This is a genomic window from Aquiflexum lacus, from assembly GCF_015476655.1.
In the GTDB taxonomy this organism is placed as follows: domain Bacteria; phylum Bacteroidota; class Bacteroidia; order Cytophagales; family Cyclobacteriaceae; genus Aquiflexum; species Aquiflexum lacus.
Map to the genome: position 1 here is coordinate 36,943 of NZ_JABFHF010000029.1, position 16,499 is coordinate 53,441.

The following is a 16,499-nucleotide window of genomic DNA, read 5'->3' on the forward strand; positions in this document are numbered from 1 at the left end:
CATTCCCTATTTTGAACATTTACAAAATGTTGGAAACTCGAGGTGACAAGGCAAAGTCTTTTTCAATAGCCACCATTCACTTGATAGAATGCTTTTATCTGTTCAGGTAAGCTACAAAAAAAGGAACCCTTTTGAGGCTCCTATTTAATTTTTTTAAAACACAAACAATTATTTTCCTACTCCACCAATGGATATCATCGCGCATCTAAACCCAATGTGATTGGTAGCGGAATCCTGATGGATAAATCTTCTTGTACCTGGAGCAAGCCAATAAGCCATGTCTCTCCAAGATCCTCCTTTATAAACTCTGTATTCGTCAGTAATCAATGTGGTACCATAAGTTTCTTCTTCATCGTAGATACCATCTTTCCTCAAGGGATTGAGGTCATCAAAATCCTGGTAAGAAAGAGGTCTGTAAACATCCTGAACCCACTCATTGACATTTCCGGCCATATGGTAAAGACCAAAATCATTTGGTGGAAAATCATAAACGTTAGTTGGGAGGATTTCTCCGTCATTGGAATTGCTACCTGCAATACCTGCGTAATCACCTCGTCCTCTCTTGAAGTTGGCCAAGAAATCACCCTGCTTACCTTTTCTTTTAACATTGTAAGGATTCCTTACACCCCTGCCATCCCATGGATAGATTCTTCCGTATTCCTGATTTTCATCCATATACTGTGTACCAATCATGGCTTTAGCAGCATATTCCCATTCTGCTTCACTTGGAAGTCTGTATTCCGCAAAGGCAACACCTCTTTCTATCAACTGATTTTTAGTAAAAGAACTGTCAATTTCATTTCTTTCACGGATAAGGTCAGAGACAAATTCGGTCCTCCATTTGGCATATACATTAGCTTGTGTCCATGAAACACCTGCTACAGGATAAAAATTGAAACCAGGAAATCTGAAGTAATATGTGTCATATACATCATTGTAAGATAATGCACCTGCCCATACACCTTCCTGCGGTTCCAATTTCTGGATGGAATCGGCACTCACCTTTTTCTTCATATAGAAAAGAAATTCACGGTAATCATTGTTAGTGATTTCAGTCTCATCCATAAAGAAGGAAGCGATGGTGACAGTTCTTTCAGCATTATCCCTGAAAGCCATGACATCTTGTTCCTGAGAACCTAAGACGGCACGTCCACCTTGTATGTATTTGAGGTTGGGTCCGATCTCCTGCTTGGCTAATCTGGTTACCAAAAATTGAGTACTGTCATTTGAAGCGTCGAAGCTATATTCAGCACCTGTGGTAGGGCTGGCCTTGCCCGGCTTGGCGGCAGTCCTTCTGCCGTAGCCTGGAGTTTTGTTACAGGAACTAAGGAATGCTCCTGCGATGATCAATGCAGAAGCTAAAATCAAGCCTGTTTTGTTATTTCTAAAAACCATAGTATTAAAGTGTTTTTATGCACAAATAGAACGCTAATATATAATCATTAATATCTTAACACAATTATTTTTTTTGTACCATCCTTTGTAGAAAATGGGATTTTTGCGTGATTGTTGGAAATAATACAAATATTTTGAGAGGAAAAACAAATAAGCTTTGATTAAAAATTTTCAAAATTTATGAATTTTTCATCCCCATGAGCCATTTTTTTGCTTTTTCGATCGTATTTACCTCATTGATTATGAGAATTAAGCGGTTCCTCGCCTCTTTGATTTTACAATATTTCCCTTGCTTTTGTATAAACGCTAAGATCTTGCCAAAGGTATCTGACTTGAAATACTTTTCTTTCTCAGAGGGAAGAAAGTAACATTTCATGATGCCATTTTTGATCACTAATTTCTCAAATCCCAAGTCTTCTGCTATCCATCTCAGCCTGACCGTTTCGAACAGGTCATCTACTGTATCAGGAATCGGGCCAAAACGATCTCTGATAGACTGTATGTAGGTAAGAAGTTCAGATTCCTTTTTAATATTATCCAATTTGGCATATAGACCCAATCTTTCTGAAATATTGCTTACGTATGTTTCCGGTATCAATAGTTCCAAGTCTGTCTCAATCACACAATCCTGCACCAAAACCTTTACCTTTTCTTTTAAATCTACTTCGAAGAGTTCAGCAAATTCATTTTCCTTTAATTCCTGCACCGCTTCATCAAGGATCTTATGGTACATTTCAAAACCTAAGTCAGTAATAAAACCACTCTGCTCAGCTCCAAGAAGATTGCCGGCACCACGGATATCCAAATCTCTCATGGCCACTTTGAAACCATCCCCCAAATCTGAAAACTCCTCCAAGGTCTGCAGCCTCTTCCTGGCTTCCGCTGTAAGTCCCGAAGTAGGAGTTGTCAATAGATAGCAAAAAGCCTTTTTATTACTCCTTCCCACCCGGCCCCGCATCTGATGCAAGTCGCTTAAGCCAAACATGTGGGCACGATTGATAATAATGGTATTGGCATTGGGAATATCCAATCCTGACTCAATGATGTTAGTGGAAACAAGTACGTCAAATTCTCCTTCGATGAATTTTACCATGATGTTTTCCAGTTTTTTTCCATCCATTTGCCCATGGGCCGATGCTACTCTTGCATCAGGTACCAATCTCAGGATCAAATTGGCGATGGCGTCGATTTCCCCTACGCGGTTATGTACAAAAAAGACCTGTCCGCCACGGCGAAGCTCAAATGCAATCGCATCTCTTATCACTTCTTCCCGGAAAGTATGTATTTCAGTGGTAACAGGCTGACGGTTAGGTGGAGGAGTTGCAATGACAGATAAATCCCGCGCACCCATCAAAGAAAAATGAAGGGTTCTTGGAATAGGCGTGGCCGTCAAAGTCAATACATCTACATTGACCTTCATTTCCTTTAGCTGATCTTTTACTTTTACGCCAAATTTTTGCTCTTCATCAATGACGAGCAATCCAAGATTTTTGAATTTGATATCTTTATTCACAATCCTATGCGTTCCTATAAGGATATCAATTTCTCCTGTGGTGACCTGTTGGGTGATTTCTTTGATTTCTTTTGGAGTACGAAACCTGTTGATATATTCCACCTTTACAGGAAATCCTGTAAGTCTTTCCTTGAAAGTCTGATAATGCTGCATGGCCAATATCGTCGTAGGCACCAATACTGCCACCTGCTTTCTGTCATTCAATGCTTTGAATGCCGCTCTGATAGCAACCTCTGTTTTTCCAAATCCCACATCTCCACAGACCAATCGGTCCATTGGATAGCTTTTTTCCATATCCGCTTTGACATCAGCAGTTGCCAATGCCTGATCCGGGGTATCCTCAAAAACAAAAGAACTCTCAAGTTCCACCTGTAGGACAGAATCAGAAGAAAACTGAAATCCCGGTGCACCTTTTCTTTTGGCATATAAGGCTATCAGGTCTTTGGCTATGTCTTTGACTTTTCCTTTGACTTTTCTCTTCTTATTTTCCCATTCAGGAGATCCAAGTTTGGACATAGAAGGCATGGTTCCTTCCTGCCCTGAATATTTGGAAATCTTGTGCAGGGAATGAATATTTACAAATAGTAGGTCATCATCCCTAAATATCAGTCTGACTGCTTCTTGGTTTTTACCATGGACATCTACTTTTTCCAGACCTGCAAATCTGCCTACGCCATAATCCACATGAACAATAAAATCTCCCGGATGTAAGGTCTTCAATTCCCTTAGGGTAAGAGCTTTGGATTTGCTTGCCTTGGATTTTGTCTTGTAGCGATGGAATCTTTCAAATATCTGATGGTCAGTATAGCAGGCTATCTCATGATTTTTGTCCACAAAGCCCTCTCTGAGACCGATACGCAAGGACTGCACCCTCAGTGTGGGGTCCAATTCGTTAAAAATATTTTCAAGACGCTGTATCTGTTTATCACTTTCCGAACATACAATGTTCAGCCAACCTATTTTTTCATTATCTACCAGATTTTCTACCAAAAGGTCAAAATTCTTGTTGAAAGATGGTTGTGGCTTGGAGTTGAAATTAAATATTTGAGCGTTTTTAAAGTAAAACTTATGACCAAATTCAAGTTGACCGAATTTGGCTGCATACTCTAAAAATGCTGCCTGCCCATCAAAAAGATCTTCCGGTTTGAGGAGTAGCTTTTCATTGGCAGTGCGGCCGACAATTTGGTCAAATTGACTGTGGGCTTTTTGAAAGTACTCTTCCATGATATCCAGTGTAAACTGGAAATCCTTGAACCAAATCAAGGTATTGGCAGGGAGAAATTCCAAAAAAGACTGCCTCTGTTCCTGTAAAAGTTTGGTCTGAATATTTGGAATGATACTGATATGGTCAATATTTTCCAAAGAAAGTTGGGTTTCAGGATCAAAAGTCCTGATGGACTCTATCTCCTTGCCAAATAGTTCCAACCTGAAAGGAAGATCATTGGCATAGGAAAAGATATCCAAAATACCTCCACGAATGGCGAATTGACCCGGTTCAAAAACAAAATCCGTCTTCTCAAAATCATAGGTACTGAGCAATTCGGCAATAAACTCCAAATCAACTTTTTCCCCAACAGCCGCAAGAAAAGTATTATCCCTCAAGGATCTTTTGTTGATGACTTTTTCATACAATGCTTCGGCATAGGTAATGATGATGGGGCTTTCTCTTTCCTGAACCAAAATCCTATTAAGTACTTCTGCCCTTTGAAGCACATTTGCATTTTCTATTTCATCAAACTGATAAGGTCTTTTATAACTTGAAGGAAAGTAATAGGTCATATTTTCACCCAACAGTTCCTGAATATCATTGTTGAGGTATGCCGCTTCCTCTTTATCATGCGCCACGATCAAGTGGCAGCCTTTAATAATATTAAAAATTGAAGAGAAAACCACCATGTCCAAACTGCCCGAAAGCCCTTTGAACTGATAGTTTCCAGATCTTTTGTTCAAAATGGTCTCTGCCAAGGTCTGAACAAAAGGATCGTTTTGATATAATGAAAGAAATGAATTTTTTTCCAAAATGGGTCGGGTAGGAATATTAGGGGGCTAAGTTATGAAATTGATTTTTAATCTGCTTTCAAAAGGCTTTTATGAAATTGTAATCACTTAGGCTGAACCTAAGAGACTTTAAAATGTTTAAGTTATAGTACTTGAAAAATCAAATGGAAAAAACCAAAGAAACCTGGTTTCAGAGAATAGAAAATATGCATCCTTATCAGACCCTGCTTTATCTGGGCATGTTTGGAAGTGGTCTCATTTTTCTTTTTATGACGGTAGCATTTCTGTCTTCGGATACCTCCGTGATGGAAGGTGTCAAATTTAAAATGCCAAAATCATTTATTTTAAGCTCTTTGATCATTCTTATCAGTGGATATACCGTCAGCAAAATGATGTTGCATTTTAGGGAAGAAGATGTAACCAAACTTAAGAATAGCTTGTTATTGACCTTTTTTCTTGGGATAATCTTCACAGGGCTGCAGTTTATGGGTTGGAGAGAACTCGGTAATATGGGTGTTGACTTCACAGGATTGCCCAGTGGGAGTTTTTTATATGTCTTGAGCGGCATCCACATATTTCACTTGGTAGGAGCGATGAGCTTTGCGATCATTATGGTATATCAATATAGCAGGGTAGAAAAAGACGAAGTGAAGCATTTGATCCTGCTGACCAATCCATTTGAAAAAATGCGAATCCAACTTTTTACAACCTATTGGCATTTTATGGATGTGATCTGGTTGACGCTCTTTTTAATTTTTGTACTTACCTTTTAGAAAATAAAACTAATTTCAGTCCCAGATTGAAATATTAACGAATAAACCAAAAATAGATATGGCAGAAAACAAATTTGAAATCGATATTGATCCAGATTGGATCAAAAAATACCTTGGCCGAATCGTTTTGGGTTTCTTGGTGTTGGTGGCGGCAGTTACAAGTACCAAAACGGTAGGTCCGGAAGAGGAGGGGGTTGTCATTCAACTTGGCAAATACAACAGAACAGTGGATCCCGGTCTAAGTTTTATTTTACCTTTTGGCTTGGAGTCTATGTATAAGATTCCTGTGCAGCGTCAATTAAAGCAGGAATTTGGATTCCGCACCACGCAGGCTTCCCAACGAAGTGAATATTCCGGTGGAAATTATGGCGATGAAAGCATGATGCTCACCGGGGACCTCAACCTCACAGATGTGGAATGGGTGGTACAATATAGAATTGTGGATTCATACAGGTATTTATTTAGGGTAAGAAATGCTGAAAAAACACTCAGAGATATGTCAGAGGCATCCATGCGAAAAATAGTGGGTGACAGGACAGTCAATGAAGTTCTTACCGTAGGCAGGCAGGAAGTTGCTTCGAGTGTAGAAGTTTTGTTACAACAGTTATGTGATGAATATGAAAACGGCATACGCATAGATCAGGTCGTGCTACAAGACGTCAATCCTCCGGAGCCAGTCAAACCTTCTTTCAATGCTGTAAATGAGGCACAACAAGAAAGAGAGACCCTCATTAATCAGGCTGAAGCTGAATACAACCGGGTTATTCCAAGGGCACGGGGCGAGGCACTTGAAACCATACAGTTGGCAGAGGCATATGCCCTGAACAGGGTAAACAGGGCAAAAGGGGAATCAGACAGATTTAATTCATTGTTTGAAGCATATATCAAAGCCCCTGAGGTTACCAAGCAGAGAATTTACTTGGAAACAATGGAAAAAATATTGCCAAATATCGGTAATAAAATTATTGTCGACGAAAAAGGTAACAATGTGTTACCCTTGCTGAATATAGATAGAGCTAAAGCCATCAACCCATGAGAACGAAAAGAATAATTTTAATAAGTTTGGTTGCAATTACCGTTTTGGTATTGACCAATAGCATATATATCCTGGACGAGACCCAACAAGCGATTGTAACCCAATTCGGTAGACCTGTAGGAGACCCAAGGACAGAACCAGGATTGAATTTCAAAATTCCATTTTTGAATAAAGTGCAGTTCTTTGACAAAAGATACCTGGAGTGGGATGGGAATAAAAACCAAGTGCCTACCAAAGACAAAAAGTTTATCTTTGTCGACACCTATGCCAGATGGGAAATCACCAATCCTTTGCAGTTTTTCATCCGATTGCGGGATGAGCGATCGGCCCAATCCAGGCTGGATGACATTTTGGATGGAGAGACCAGAAACGCCATTGCAAGCCATGATTTATTGGACATCGTACGTTCTTCAAACAGAGACCCTGAAATCACAGAAGCTTTTATGGAAGAAATAGAAAAATTGGATGATATCTCGGTAGGAAGGGCTATAATTGAAAAAATAGTTCTAGAAAAAGCCAATGAGAGAACCTCTGATTTAGGAGTCCGCATTTTGGATTTTAAATTCAAGAGGATGAATTATGTGGATGAGGTAAGGGACAGGGTTTACGACAGAATGATTTCTGAAAGAAACAGGATTGCAGATCAGTTCAGATCAGAAGGTCAGGGTGAAGCCAGAAAAATTGAAGGAGACAAAGAGAGAGACCTTGCCGAAATCCAGTCAAATGCATTCAGAGAAGCAGAAGAAATCAAAGGACGCGCTGATGCCGAAGCCACGGATATCTATGCTTCTGCATACAACAAAAACCGCACAGCAGTCGACCTTTACAAATTCTTAAGGACGATGGAGAGTTTCGAAAAATCAATGGATGAGAATACAAGCATTATTTTGTCCTCAGACAGTGAGTTTTTCAAATACCTCAAAAAATTAAATTAGGACAAATTAACTGATTGAAAGATATAATTTAAAGTCTCTTAGGTTTTTATGGTTAAGGACAATGTTTGGATATACAATTTGTCTTTGCCTTTCAAAAAACTTAAGAGACTTTTTATTAAACATTGAACAAGCCTAACCAAAATTAACCTGACATGAAAATCAATATAGAGACTCCTGTTGAACAGGACTACCTAAAAGTAAAAGAAGGTTTCAATGAAAGCTTGTTTACAAAATTAAGTCCGCCTTTTCCACCTGTGAAGCTTTTACGCTTTGATGGTTCTAAGAAGGGGGATTTAGTCACGCTTGAACTCAACTTTATTTTTTTCAAGCAAAAATGGACGAGTGAGATTACAGAGGACAAGACTACCGATCAGGAATTCTATTTTGTGGACAAAGGAGTGGCGCTTCCATTTTTTTTAAAAGAGTGGCAACACAAACACCGAATCATCAAATCAGAAAAGGGTAGCATCATCCGGGATGAAATCACATTTAAAAGTGGTTTTTTTCTTTTGTCCATGCTCTTATATCCTGCTCTTTTTGTTCAATTTATGTACAGAAAGCCAATCTATAAAAAAATTTTCGGGGGTTGAGTAATCCTTATTTTATAAAGCTTTATAAATATAAAAGCGTCAGTTTATATAAGTGTGAGGTTTTCACAATTCTGAATCTGACAATCACCATACAGCACTAGAGAGTGGCTGCTGATGGCAGATTGGAATTCCTTACCCATTGCCTCCTTGATCAAATTAATTCTTTCATCAGAAAATTCCCTGATTTTTCTGCATTGGTTACATACATGATGGTCATGGTGCTTGTAGGTTAACGCTTGTTCGTATAGGGCAACCTTATCTTTGAACTGATGCTTCACAGCCAAACCACATTCAACCAAGAGATCTAAAGTATTATAGATGGTAGCCCGGCTGATGGTATACCCTTTGTTTCGCATCAGTAAAAACAAGCCTTCAACATCTATATGTTCGTCCTGAGGCAAGGCATATAACTCATCGATTACGGAATACCTTTCCGGTGTTTTTCTACTTCCCTGTCTGATAAGAAAGTTCTCAAAAATTTTCTTTGCTTTTTCTACTATTGCCTTTTCTGCCATATCAAATGATTCTAAAAAATAAAGATGGGGTATTTTTTAGATTTTTTCAATAAATAGATAGGTGAAGGACATTATAACTATCTAATTTGATTTGAATCCAAACAATTTTTTCCTGCTACTAAATTTTGGTCAAATCAAATCAATAGATTGAAACTATTGATCAGGAAATAATATTTATGATTATATTAATGCCAAAACCCAAAATTAACAGGATTACACATGTTGCAAAAAAAATTCTTTTCCCTTTTCCTTTTTTTGTTGGCAGCAATACCAACCCTCTTTGGGCAGGTTCCTGGATTTTATATGAAGGAAGAAAGCAGGAAAAAAGAAATCCCTTTTTTGGTCTCCAATAATCTGATCATATTACCTGTTTCTATCAATGAAAGTCCTCCTGTAAATTTTCTTTTGGATACAGGCGTCAAAACCAATATTCTATTCAGTAAAACTTTGGGGGATTTAATTGGGCTTAATTATACTCGAAAGCTAGACCTAGTGGGTGCTGACGGACAGACTGTATTGACAGCTTCCGTTTCTCCGACCAACCACCTTGATTTGGGGCCAATTGAGGGGATTTTTCAAACAATACTTGTTTTGGATGAGGATTTTTTGGAATTGGAACGGGTAATCGGAGTGCCCGTGTATGGAGTGATCGGTTTTGAGTTTTTTAAGTACAACCCAGTAAAGATTGATTATGATGAGGGGGTTATATCATTTTACCGATCAGATGCATTCAAAAGGAAACCCTTCGGATTTAGAAAATTACCGATCAAAATTGAAAACAGCAAACCATATATTCAAGCAAAAGTCAAACAAAACGCCGTGGCTGAATTGGAGGTAAAACTCTTGATAGACACAGGTGCCAATCATGGTCTATTGTTGAACAGAGAGACTTCAGATCAGATTATTTTACCAAAAGAACATCTTGAAAGTGACCTTGGAAGATCATTGGGAGGTGATCTGTATGGGTTTGTGGCAAGAACTCGTAGGATAAAATTAAGTAATCTGAAGTTCAGTAACCTCATTACTTCATTTCCTGATGAGACAGAATTCAGTTATGTTATTAAAGACAGCGGGAGACAAGGAAGTCTTGGTTCTGAATTATTGGGAAGGATGAATATCATTCTCGATTATGCAAGGGAAAAGATCTATATCAAAAAAGGTTCAACTTTTCATGAACCATTTGAATATGATATGAGCGGAATAACGGCACGTGTAATACCTGGTGAAGAAAAAAGATTTTATATTTCTGAAGTAAGAGAAAGTTCACCTGCTTACCAGGCCGGTGCCCGGGCAAATGACGAATTTGTAAGTATCAATACTATTCCGTTGGATTTTTGGGAGCTATCGGACTTAATCAAAATTTTTAGGTCTGAAGAAGGTCGAGAAATAACACTTATCTTGAAAAGGTATATTGACGAAAATCCTGAAAATTTTGAATTAAAAGAAGTAAAATTCAAACTCAAAAGACAGATTTAGTCTTTTTTTGGTAGCTTTAAAGCATCTATTAGTCTTGGTTTCTAAGTAACGCCAATTTGTCCAATCTTAATCATAATAAAACAATTACCTGAATTAATCTTGCTTGTATCTCTATCCGGTTATGATTTAGTTTTTAAAACCTAAGCGGTTTTCCTAATCGAGGAAATATGACATGTTAGGAATAAGATATATTCCAAGTATAGTATATTTGGGAATAGTATTATCAAACAAAATCAAAAATCAGCAAAAGCCATATATGTATTTCATTTATTTAAATGATGTCTGAAAGCCCAAAAGATTCATTAAAAAATATATTGTTTACGTACAAAAGGTATGAAGACGGCAAATACGAACTGCTCTATATTTCTTCAGAAGTACGATCAATATTAGATAAAGGCGAAAAATTTTACGAAGAAGCATTTTTTGAAAAAATTTTCCCGACAATTCCCAATCCATTCTTTGAATACTTGTTTCAAATTATGGGAAGCGGGGATAAGATTTCCTGCCCTCTGGTATGGAAGAAAAAATATTTCAGATTTGTCCAACTTGAAGGGTATGTCATTGCACAAGAAGACCGATCCTATTTAATCAATGTTCTGATATCTCCATCTTCCCCTGTCGAAAACATCAAATTTTCATGGTTAATGGACAATACCAAAGACAAAGTATTTTTGGGATTGGAGGGGGGAAATAATCTCAATACCATTCAAGATTGGAAGAATTATTTTATTTCCAAATTCGATTTTCTCGATAAAGATGATTTTTCGGAATTCGCACATAGAGAAGAATCCGAAATCCTGACGATATTCCCTGAGCATTTATACCTAACCAAACAGCAGCTTTCCAAAAATTTTATTTTACTTCAATTAGTATATGGATCATCGGGGGAGTATGATACCGAAAAGAAAAACAACCTGATTTACTATGAATATGATCTTGAGGAAGACTATTTTATATTTTCAGGAGGTTTAAAAAAAATACTTGGATATCCCTCTCATTTCTTTTCTAGATTAAAAGGTAAAGATTGGATCAACCTGATACATCCCGAAGACAGACATTATTTTGATTCAGGTTTTGAGCATTATTCCAAGTTAGTCTATAGAATTCTGCATAGTGAAGGCCATTTTATATACGTACAGGATGAGAACAAAAATTTTGCAGAAGAACGAGGTAATAAAAAATTGGTCCTTGGAATTATAACTGATATCACCGCCCTCAAAGAGATCGAAAAAGACCTATTGGAACACAAAACGGTTCTCGATGAATTAACAGGTGTGGTACCCGGAATGGTTTATTTATTGAAATCCTTTCCTGATGGAAGCCGTAAATTCATTTTTGTAAGTGAGGGTAGCTACAGTTTGTTTGAACTTGATGCATTTGCAATCATGGAGGATGACATGAACCTCCAAAATTTGATCCATCCGGATGATCTTGAAAATGTCATTAAAGCAGATAAAGAAGCTTTTATTAAGGATCAAAAGTTTGAGTCCTATTTTCGGATAATTACGCCTTCAGGCAACATCAAATGGATCTATGGCGCTTCTAACAGATTAAAAAAGTATAAAAATGATTCTATTTGGGCAGGGTTTTTTGTGGATTTTACCTATACCAAACAAAAGGAGACTGAATCTTTCCTGAATCTAAGCAAGTATAAAACACTTTTTGAGGAAAATCCACTACCTATTTTCCAGTATGATAAAAACGGGTTTATACAAGATGTAAACAAAATGTTCCTGGAAAAAATAGAAGTTAAGAATAGGGACGCATTGATTGGCAAAAACATTTTTGAACTCATAAAGGACCATCCCATAATCGAAGCTTATAAGGACAGTATCGATATGGGTTATGGTTACTATGAAGGGCCTTATATCAGTTTCTTCAACAATAAACTTTTTCATTTGAGGGTTAATGCCAAATCTGTGGATGATGGAAGAATTTTTCAGGCCATTTTGGAGGATATCGGCGAGGAGCAATATGTTTCAAACATCCTTTCAAGCCTAACTGAAAGAACTTCCAAATACAGTGGGCAGGCTTTTTTCGATGAACTTACAGCATATTTGTCAGAAAAACTCCAAATGTCTTACTGCTTCATTGCTGAAATCAATGATAAAAACAAAACAGCCAATACCCTTTCATTTTATAAGCGTGGATTGAAGGTGGAGAATTTCAGTTATAAACTTGAGAGTACTCCATGTGAACACTGTTTGAATGTCAATGCTCCTTACATCATCCAAAGCGACGCTTTCCAAAAGTTTCCCAATGATAAGGTTTTACTAGAGAAGAAAATTTCCACCTATTTAGGTATTCCTATTACCGATATGGAAAATAACCGATTGGGAATTTTGGTCTTGATGGATGAAAAATCACAACCATATAGTGCTGGATTATCAGGTTTGTTGAGGGTACTTTCAGACAGAATAGGCGCCGAATTAAGTAGGATTTACTTTGAAAAAAGACTCATTTCCTCAGAATTACTATTTAGAAGTATTGCAGAAAATTTTCCTAAAGGCATCATTGCTGTCTTGGACAGGGAGTTTAATTATGTCTATACCGACGGCAAAGGCTATCAATCTCTTGGTATTGACCCCAATAATCTGATCGGTACTTCCTATTTGCTTACTCATGAGCCTAAAGAAGCTAAACTTGTAAAAGCTTACTTTAAAAAAGTACTCAAAGGAGAATCTGTAGTGTTTGAGACAATGAAAGGCAAGCAATACTTATTGAAAAATGGAGTCCCTTTGATCAATAGTTCTGGGCAGATAGATAGAATTCTATTGGTTTCACAGAATATTACCGAAATCAAAACAGCTGAATCGGAAAGAGAACAGTTGATAAGGGATCTAAAATCACAAAATGAAGAATTACAGCGTTTTGCCTATATCATTTCCCACAATCTCCGTGCGCCTATTGTAAATATTTCTTCACTTTTGGACCTGTATAATATTGCTGATCCCTCAGACTTTGAAAATAGAGAAGTCATAGATAATCTAAAAATATCTACTGATATCCTGCACAGTACATTGGAGGACTTGATCGAAGTGGTTTCCATCAAGAAAAATAAACTTCCAAAAATAGAACAGATAAGTTTTATAAAGTTGATTAAAAATCTTGAAAAAAGCCTTTCCAAGCAATTCAAAGAGTCCGATACAAAAATCCAAAGTGATTTTTCTGCGGCACCAAACATCAATTATATTTACTCCCATCTGGAAAATTTTCTGATCAACCTGACCACCAACGCCATTAAATACCGACATCCGGAAAGAAATCCGATCATTCAAATTAAAACCTATCTTCAAAAAGAGTATACGGTTATTGAGTTCAGGGACAATGGTATTGGAATAGACTTAGAAAGGTACAAAGACCGGCTTTTTGGATTGTATCAAAGATTTCATTCTCATGTAGACGGAAAAGGACTCGGCTTATATCTCGTAAGAGAGCAAATCCGTGCACATGATGGTAACTTAGAAATTGAAAGCACAGTTGGTGAGGGAACAACATTCTATATTTATCTCAATAACTTAAAGTCCTACCATCCCGTAGAAAACTAAGAAAAATTGCAAATAATAATAACAGGCTAATTCTCTTGTATTATTCTACCTTTGCATTGGCAATTAATAAAACCTTAAAATATGAAAAAAGCATTAATCCCAATACTCATCATTGCTGTAGTAGGAATATTCGTGTATACCAAAGCAGTGGGGGTGTACAATATGTTTGTGCAAAATGAAGAAACCATCAATGGACAGTGGGCAGAAGTAGAAACCCAATACCAAAGAAGGGCGGACCTCATTCCCAATTTGGTCAATACAGTCAAAGGATATGCGGATTTTGAGCAGGAAACCTTAACCGGCGTAATTGAAGCCCGATCCAAAGCAACATCCATCAATCTGAATGCCGATAACCTTACACCTGAAAATATTGCACAATTCCAACAGGCCCAAGATCAGTTGAGCGGAGCACTCAGTCGACTTCTAGTCACGGTAGAAAGGTATCCTGACCTGAAAGCCAATCAAAACTTTTTGGAACTTCAGGCCCAACTGGAAGGGACAGAAAACCGTATAGCAGTAGCAAGAAGAAATTTCAACCAATCCGTACAATCCTATAATTCCAACTTAAGAACATTCCCAAACAACATCTTTGCAGGTTGGTATGGATTTGAAAGAAAGGGATATTTCGAGGCAGCTCAGGGTGCAGAAACAGCCCCATCAGTTCAATTTTAGCAATTATGGCAGAAAAATTATTTTCTCAGGAAGACAGAGATAGGCTCATTGCTGCCATTCAAGCAGCTGAACGCGAAACATCCGGAGAAATACAGGTTCATATTGAAAATCATTGCTCAGGAGATGTCATGGACCGGGCAGCAGAGGTCTTTGAAACCCTAAAAATGCATCAAACGCAAGATAGGAATGCTGTATTGTTCTATTTGGCTGTAGAAGATCATAGATTTGCCATTCTTGGAGACAGCGGAATCAATCATGCCGTTCCAACTGACTTCTGGGAAAATATCAAGGATAGCATGCTACTTGAATTTAAAAAAGGTGCTTTTACTGAAGGCCTGAGAATTGGTATAGAAATGTGCGGACTGCAATTAAAAGCTCATTTCCCTTATGAACAAAAAGGTGATATCAATGAACTTCCTGATGAAATCTCTTTTGGATAAAAACATAATGGTCTATAAATTACAATTACTCTTAACTCTCCTTTTTCTACAATTATTGATCCTGCCGCTTTTTGGACAAGACGATTTCCCTCCGGTCCCTAGCCCTCCCAAATTGGTCAACGACTTTTCAAATACCTTATCCTCAGATGAAGTTTTGAAATTAGAGCAAAAATTAGTGGCTTATAATGACAGTACTTCCACCCAAGTCACTATTGTCATGGTCCGCTCAATAGGACCTTATGATATCAGCGACTACGCCTTCCAATTAGGAGATAGGTGGGGCATAGGTCAAAAAGACCTTGACAACGGCATTTTGATCCTGGCAGCAATGAATGATAGGAAGGTTTTCATTGCGACGGGCTATGGTATGGAGGGAGTCATACCGGATATTTTGGCCAAAAGAATTGTTGACCAATTAATCGTCCCAAATTTTAGGATGGAATCCTATTATGCCGGATTAGACAAATCTACTGATATGATTTTTAAATTGGCTTCCGGTGAGTATAAGGCAGAAGAAATGGCCTCATCAGGTGAACACGGAGGTGCACTCATATTCTTTTTAATCATCATCTTCTTGTTTGTTATCTTACCCTTAATTAGAAACAAAAAAGACAACAATAACCATATGGGGGGTAAAGGAGGCGGAATAGACTTATTTACCACCATCATGCTCGCCAATATGCTCAAAGGTGGAAGTAGAGGAAAATTTGGAGATTTTTCATCAGGAAGAGGTTCCTTTGGTGGAGGCGGTGGATTTGGAGGCTTCGGTGGAGGATCATTCGGAGGTGGTGGTGCAGGAGGCAGTTGGTGATTTATGCGTACTTCATCAAAAGATTGAGGTACTTTCTATCCAGTATTTTTTAGACTTTACCAGCGGCAATTACCGCTAAATCCACCGTCTTGACTTTTTGGCCATAAAGCATATTGGCACAGGAAACCAAAGTCGCTCCTGTAGTCATTACATCATCTACCAATAAAATGCGTTTTCCTTCTAACTGACTATCCTTTCTAATTTCAAAAACTTCAGCCACATTTTCAATCCTTTCAATTCTGGATTTCTTCGTCTGTGTTTCTGTAAACTGTATTCTTTCCAAGGAAATATTAACCGGAATATCCAAAGATTCAGAAAGACCTTTGGCAAATTGTTCGCTTTGATTATAACCTCTTCTCTTTTGTTTCAAGGGATGCAAAGGAACCGGAGTTATCTCATCCCAATTATTCTGAAAGTTATTTGAACGTAATATTGACCCGTAGATTTTTCCCAACTCTACCCCTATCTCAGGTTTGTTTTTATATTTCAATTGATGCAGCAAACTTTGACTGACGCCTTTTTTTGTAAACCTCAAAAATGACATCACTAGATTGGGTTGAGTAAGGCCCATGATCTTAGTGACAAGCTCATTGTTATAAGGCCTGAGGTGATAATTGGTAATGGGTAAGTTTGCTATACAAATTTTACAAAGCTGATTCTCAAAGTCAAAGAGACTTCTTTTACAGAGACAGCAGGTCTTTGGGAAGACCAATGCCAAAAAATCTTCAAAAATTGGGAAACGCATTTGCAAAATGGCTTGTTAGAACTGATTGAGAATAAATACCTGTTATATTTGC

Annotated in this window: 13 protein-coding genes; 9 read left to right on the top strand and 4 right to left on the bottom strand. The window is 37.7% G+C overall.

Annotated elements, in window-relative coordinates; all coding sequences use genetic code 11:
- Nucleotides 1-168: 168 nt before the first annotated feature.
- On the bottom strand, nt 169-1,395 hold the full coding sequence (gene gldJ / locus HMJ38_RS20370) for a gliding motility lipoprotein GldJ (RefSeq protein WP_194976287.1): 1,227 nt from the start codon (nt 1,393-1,395) through the stop codon (nt 169-171).
- A 178-nt stretch (nt 1,396-1,573) separates the two neighbouring features.
- The gene (mfd, locus tag HMJ38_RS20375; protein ID WP_194976288.1) at nt 1,574-4,927 is read right to left on the bottom strand and encodes a transcription-repair coupling factor; all 3,354 of its coding nucleotides are present in this window, start codon (nt 4,925-4,927) and stop codon (nt 1,574-1,576) included.
- Between the two features lie 143 nt (nt 4,928-5,070).
- Here mfd and HMJ38_RS20380 point away from each other — a divergent pair, with 143 nt between their 5' ends.
- The 4 genes from HMJ38_RS20380 (at nt 5,071) to HMJ38_RS20395 (ending at nt 8,240) form a co-directional block, all read left to right on the top strand.
- A complete protein-coding gene (locus tag HMJ38_RS20380; protein ID WP_194976289.1) occupies nt 5,071-5,679 on the top strand; it encodes a cytochrome c oxidase subunit 3 in 609 nt (202 codons plus the stop codon).
- A gap of 58 nt (nt 5,680-5,737) precedes the next feature.
- Entirely contained in the window at nt 5,738-6,715 is a 978-nt protein-coding gene (hflK, locus tag HMJ38_RS20385) for an FtsH protease activity modulator HflK (protein WP_194976290.1), read from the top strand.
- Nucleotides 6,712-7,650, top strand: coding sequence for a protease modulator HflC (hflC, locus tag HMJ38_RS20390; RefSeq protein ID WP_194976291.1), 939 nt, complete (start codon nt 6,712-6,714; stop codon nt 7,648-7,650). The genes hflK and hflC overlap by 4 nt, the downstream gene beginning before the upstream one ends.
- 152 nt (nt 7,651-7,802) lie before the next feature.
- Nucleotides 7,803-8,240 carry an SRPBCC family protein gene (locus tag HMJ38_RS20395; RefSeq protein ID WP_194976292.1) on the top strand — a complete coding sequence of 146 codons (438 nt, stop codon included), beginning with the start codon at nt 7,803-7,805 and terminating at the stop codon, nt 8,238-8,240.
- A 44-nt stretch (nt 8,241-8,284) separates the two neighbouring features.
- On the opposite strand, the gene HMJ38_RS20400 is transcribed toward HMJ38_RS20395, so the two are convergent.
- Nucleotides 8,285-8,755, bottom strand: a complete 471-nt coding sequence (locus HMJ38_RS20400; protein WP_194976293.1) for a Fur family transcriptional regulator — start codon at nt 8,753-8,755, stop codon at nt 8,285-8,287.
- Between the two features lie 219 nt (nt 8,756-8,974).
- On the opposite strand from HMJ38_RS20400, the gene HMJ38_RS20405 reads away from it, so the two are divergent.
- The 5 genes from HMJ38_RS20405 to HMJ38_RS20425 all read left to right on the top strand — a co-directional run bounded on the left by HMJ38_RS20405 (nt 8,975) and on the right by HMJ38_RS20425 (nt 15,702).
- Complete coding sequence (locus HMJ38_RS20405; RefSeq protein ID WP_194976294.1) at nt 8,975-10,231, top strand: aspartyl protease family protein; 1,257 nt, start codon at nt 8,975-8,977, stop codon at nt 10,229-10,231.
- 314 nt (nt 10,232-10,545) lie between these two features.
- Nucleotides 10,546-13,779: a PAS domain S-box protein gene (locus tag HMJ38_RS20410; protein ID WP_228780174.1), complete on the top strand. Its 3,234-nt coding sequence runs from the start codon at nt 10,546-10,548 to the stop codon at nt 13,777-13,779.
- 81 nt (nt 13,780-13,860) lie between these two features.
- Entirely contained in the window at nt 13,861-14,451 is a 591-nt protein-coding gene (locus tag HMJ38_RS20415; protein ID WP_194976295.1) for a LemA family protein, read from the top strand.
- Nucleotides 14,452-14,456: 5 nt separating this feature from the next.
- Nucleotides 14,457-14,891, top strand: a complete 435-nt coding sequence (locus HMJ38_RS20420) for a TPM domain-containing protein (RefSeq protein ID WP_194976296.1) — start codon at nt 14,457-14,459, stop codon at nt 14,889-14,891.
- On the top strand, nt 14,860-15,702 hold the full coding sequence (locus tag HMJ38_RS20425) for a TPM domain-containing protein (RefSeq protein ID WP_228780175.1): 843 nt from the start codon (nt 14,860-14,862) through the stop codon (nt 15,700-15,702). The genes HMJ38_RS20420 and HMJ38_RS20425 overlap by 32 nt, the downstream gene beginning before the upstream one ends.
- 49 nt (nt 15,703-15,751) lie before the next feature.
- Here the strand turns inward: HMJ38_RS20425 and HMJ38_RS20430 are convergent, their stop codons facing one another.
- On the bottom strand, nt 15,752-16,447 hold the full coding sequence (locus tag HMJ38_RS20430) for a ComF family protein (protein ID WP_194976297.1): 696 nt from the start codon (nt 16,445-16,447) through the stop codon (nt 15,752-15,754).
- Nucleotides 16,448-16,499: the final 52 nt, after the last annotated feature.

Bases quoted from the DNA above. Each gene is read 5' to 3' on its own strand.
- HMJ38_RS20425 (WP_228780175.1), top strand. From the start codon at position 14,860: ATGAACTTCCTGATGAAATCTCTTTTGGATAAAAACATAATGGTCTAT.
- HMJ38_RS20415 (WP_194976295.1), top strand. From the start codon at position 13,861: ATGAAAAAAGCATTAATCCCAATACTCATCATTGCTGTAGTAGGAATA.
- hflK (WP_194976290.1), top strand. From the start codon at position 5,738: ATGGCAGAAAACAAATTTGAAATCGATATTGATCCAGATTGGATCAAA.
- HMJ38_RS20380 (WP_194976289.1), top strand. From the start codon at position 5,071: ATGGAAAAAACCAAAGAAACCTGGTTTCAGAGAATAGAAAATATGCAT.
- HMJ38_RS20430 (WP_194976297.1), bottom strand. From the start codon at position 16,447: ATGCGTTTCCCAATTTTTGAAGATTTTTTGGCATTGGTCTTCCCAAAG.
- HMJ38_RS20420 (WP_194976296.1), top strand. From the start codon at position 14,457: ATGGCAGAAAAATTATTTTCTCAGGAAGACAGAGATAGGCTCATTGCT.
- HMJ38_RS20405 (WP_194976294.1), top strand. From the start codon at position 8,975: ATGTTGCAAAAAAAATTCTTTTCCCTTTTCCTTTTTTTGTTGGCAGCA.
- HMJ38_RS20400 (WP_194976293.1), bottom strand. From the start codon at position 8,755: ATGGCAGAAAAGGCAATAGTAGAAAAAGCAAAGAAAATTTTTGAGAAC.
- HMJ38_RS20395 (WP_194976292.1), top strand. From the start codon at position 7,803: ATGAAAATCAATATAGAGACTCCTGTTGAACAGGACTACCTAAAAGTA.
- gldJ (WP_194976287.1), bottom strand. From the start codon at position 1,395: ATGGTTTTTAGAAATAACAAAACAGGCTTGATTTTAGCTTCTGCATTG.
- hflC (WP_194976291.1), top strand. From the start codon at position 6,712: ATGAGAACGAAAAGAATAATTTTAATAAGTTTGGTTGCAATTACCGTT.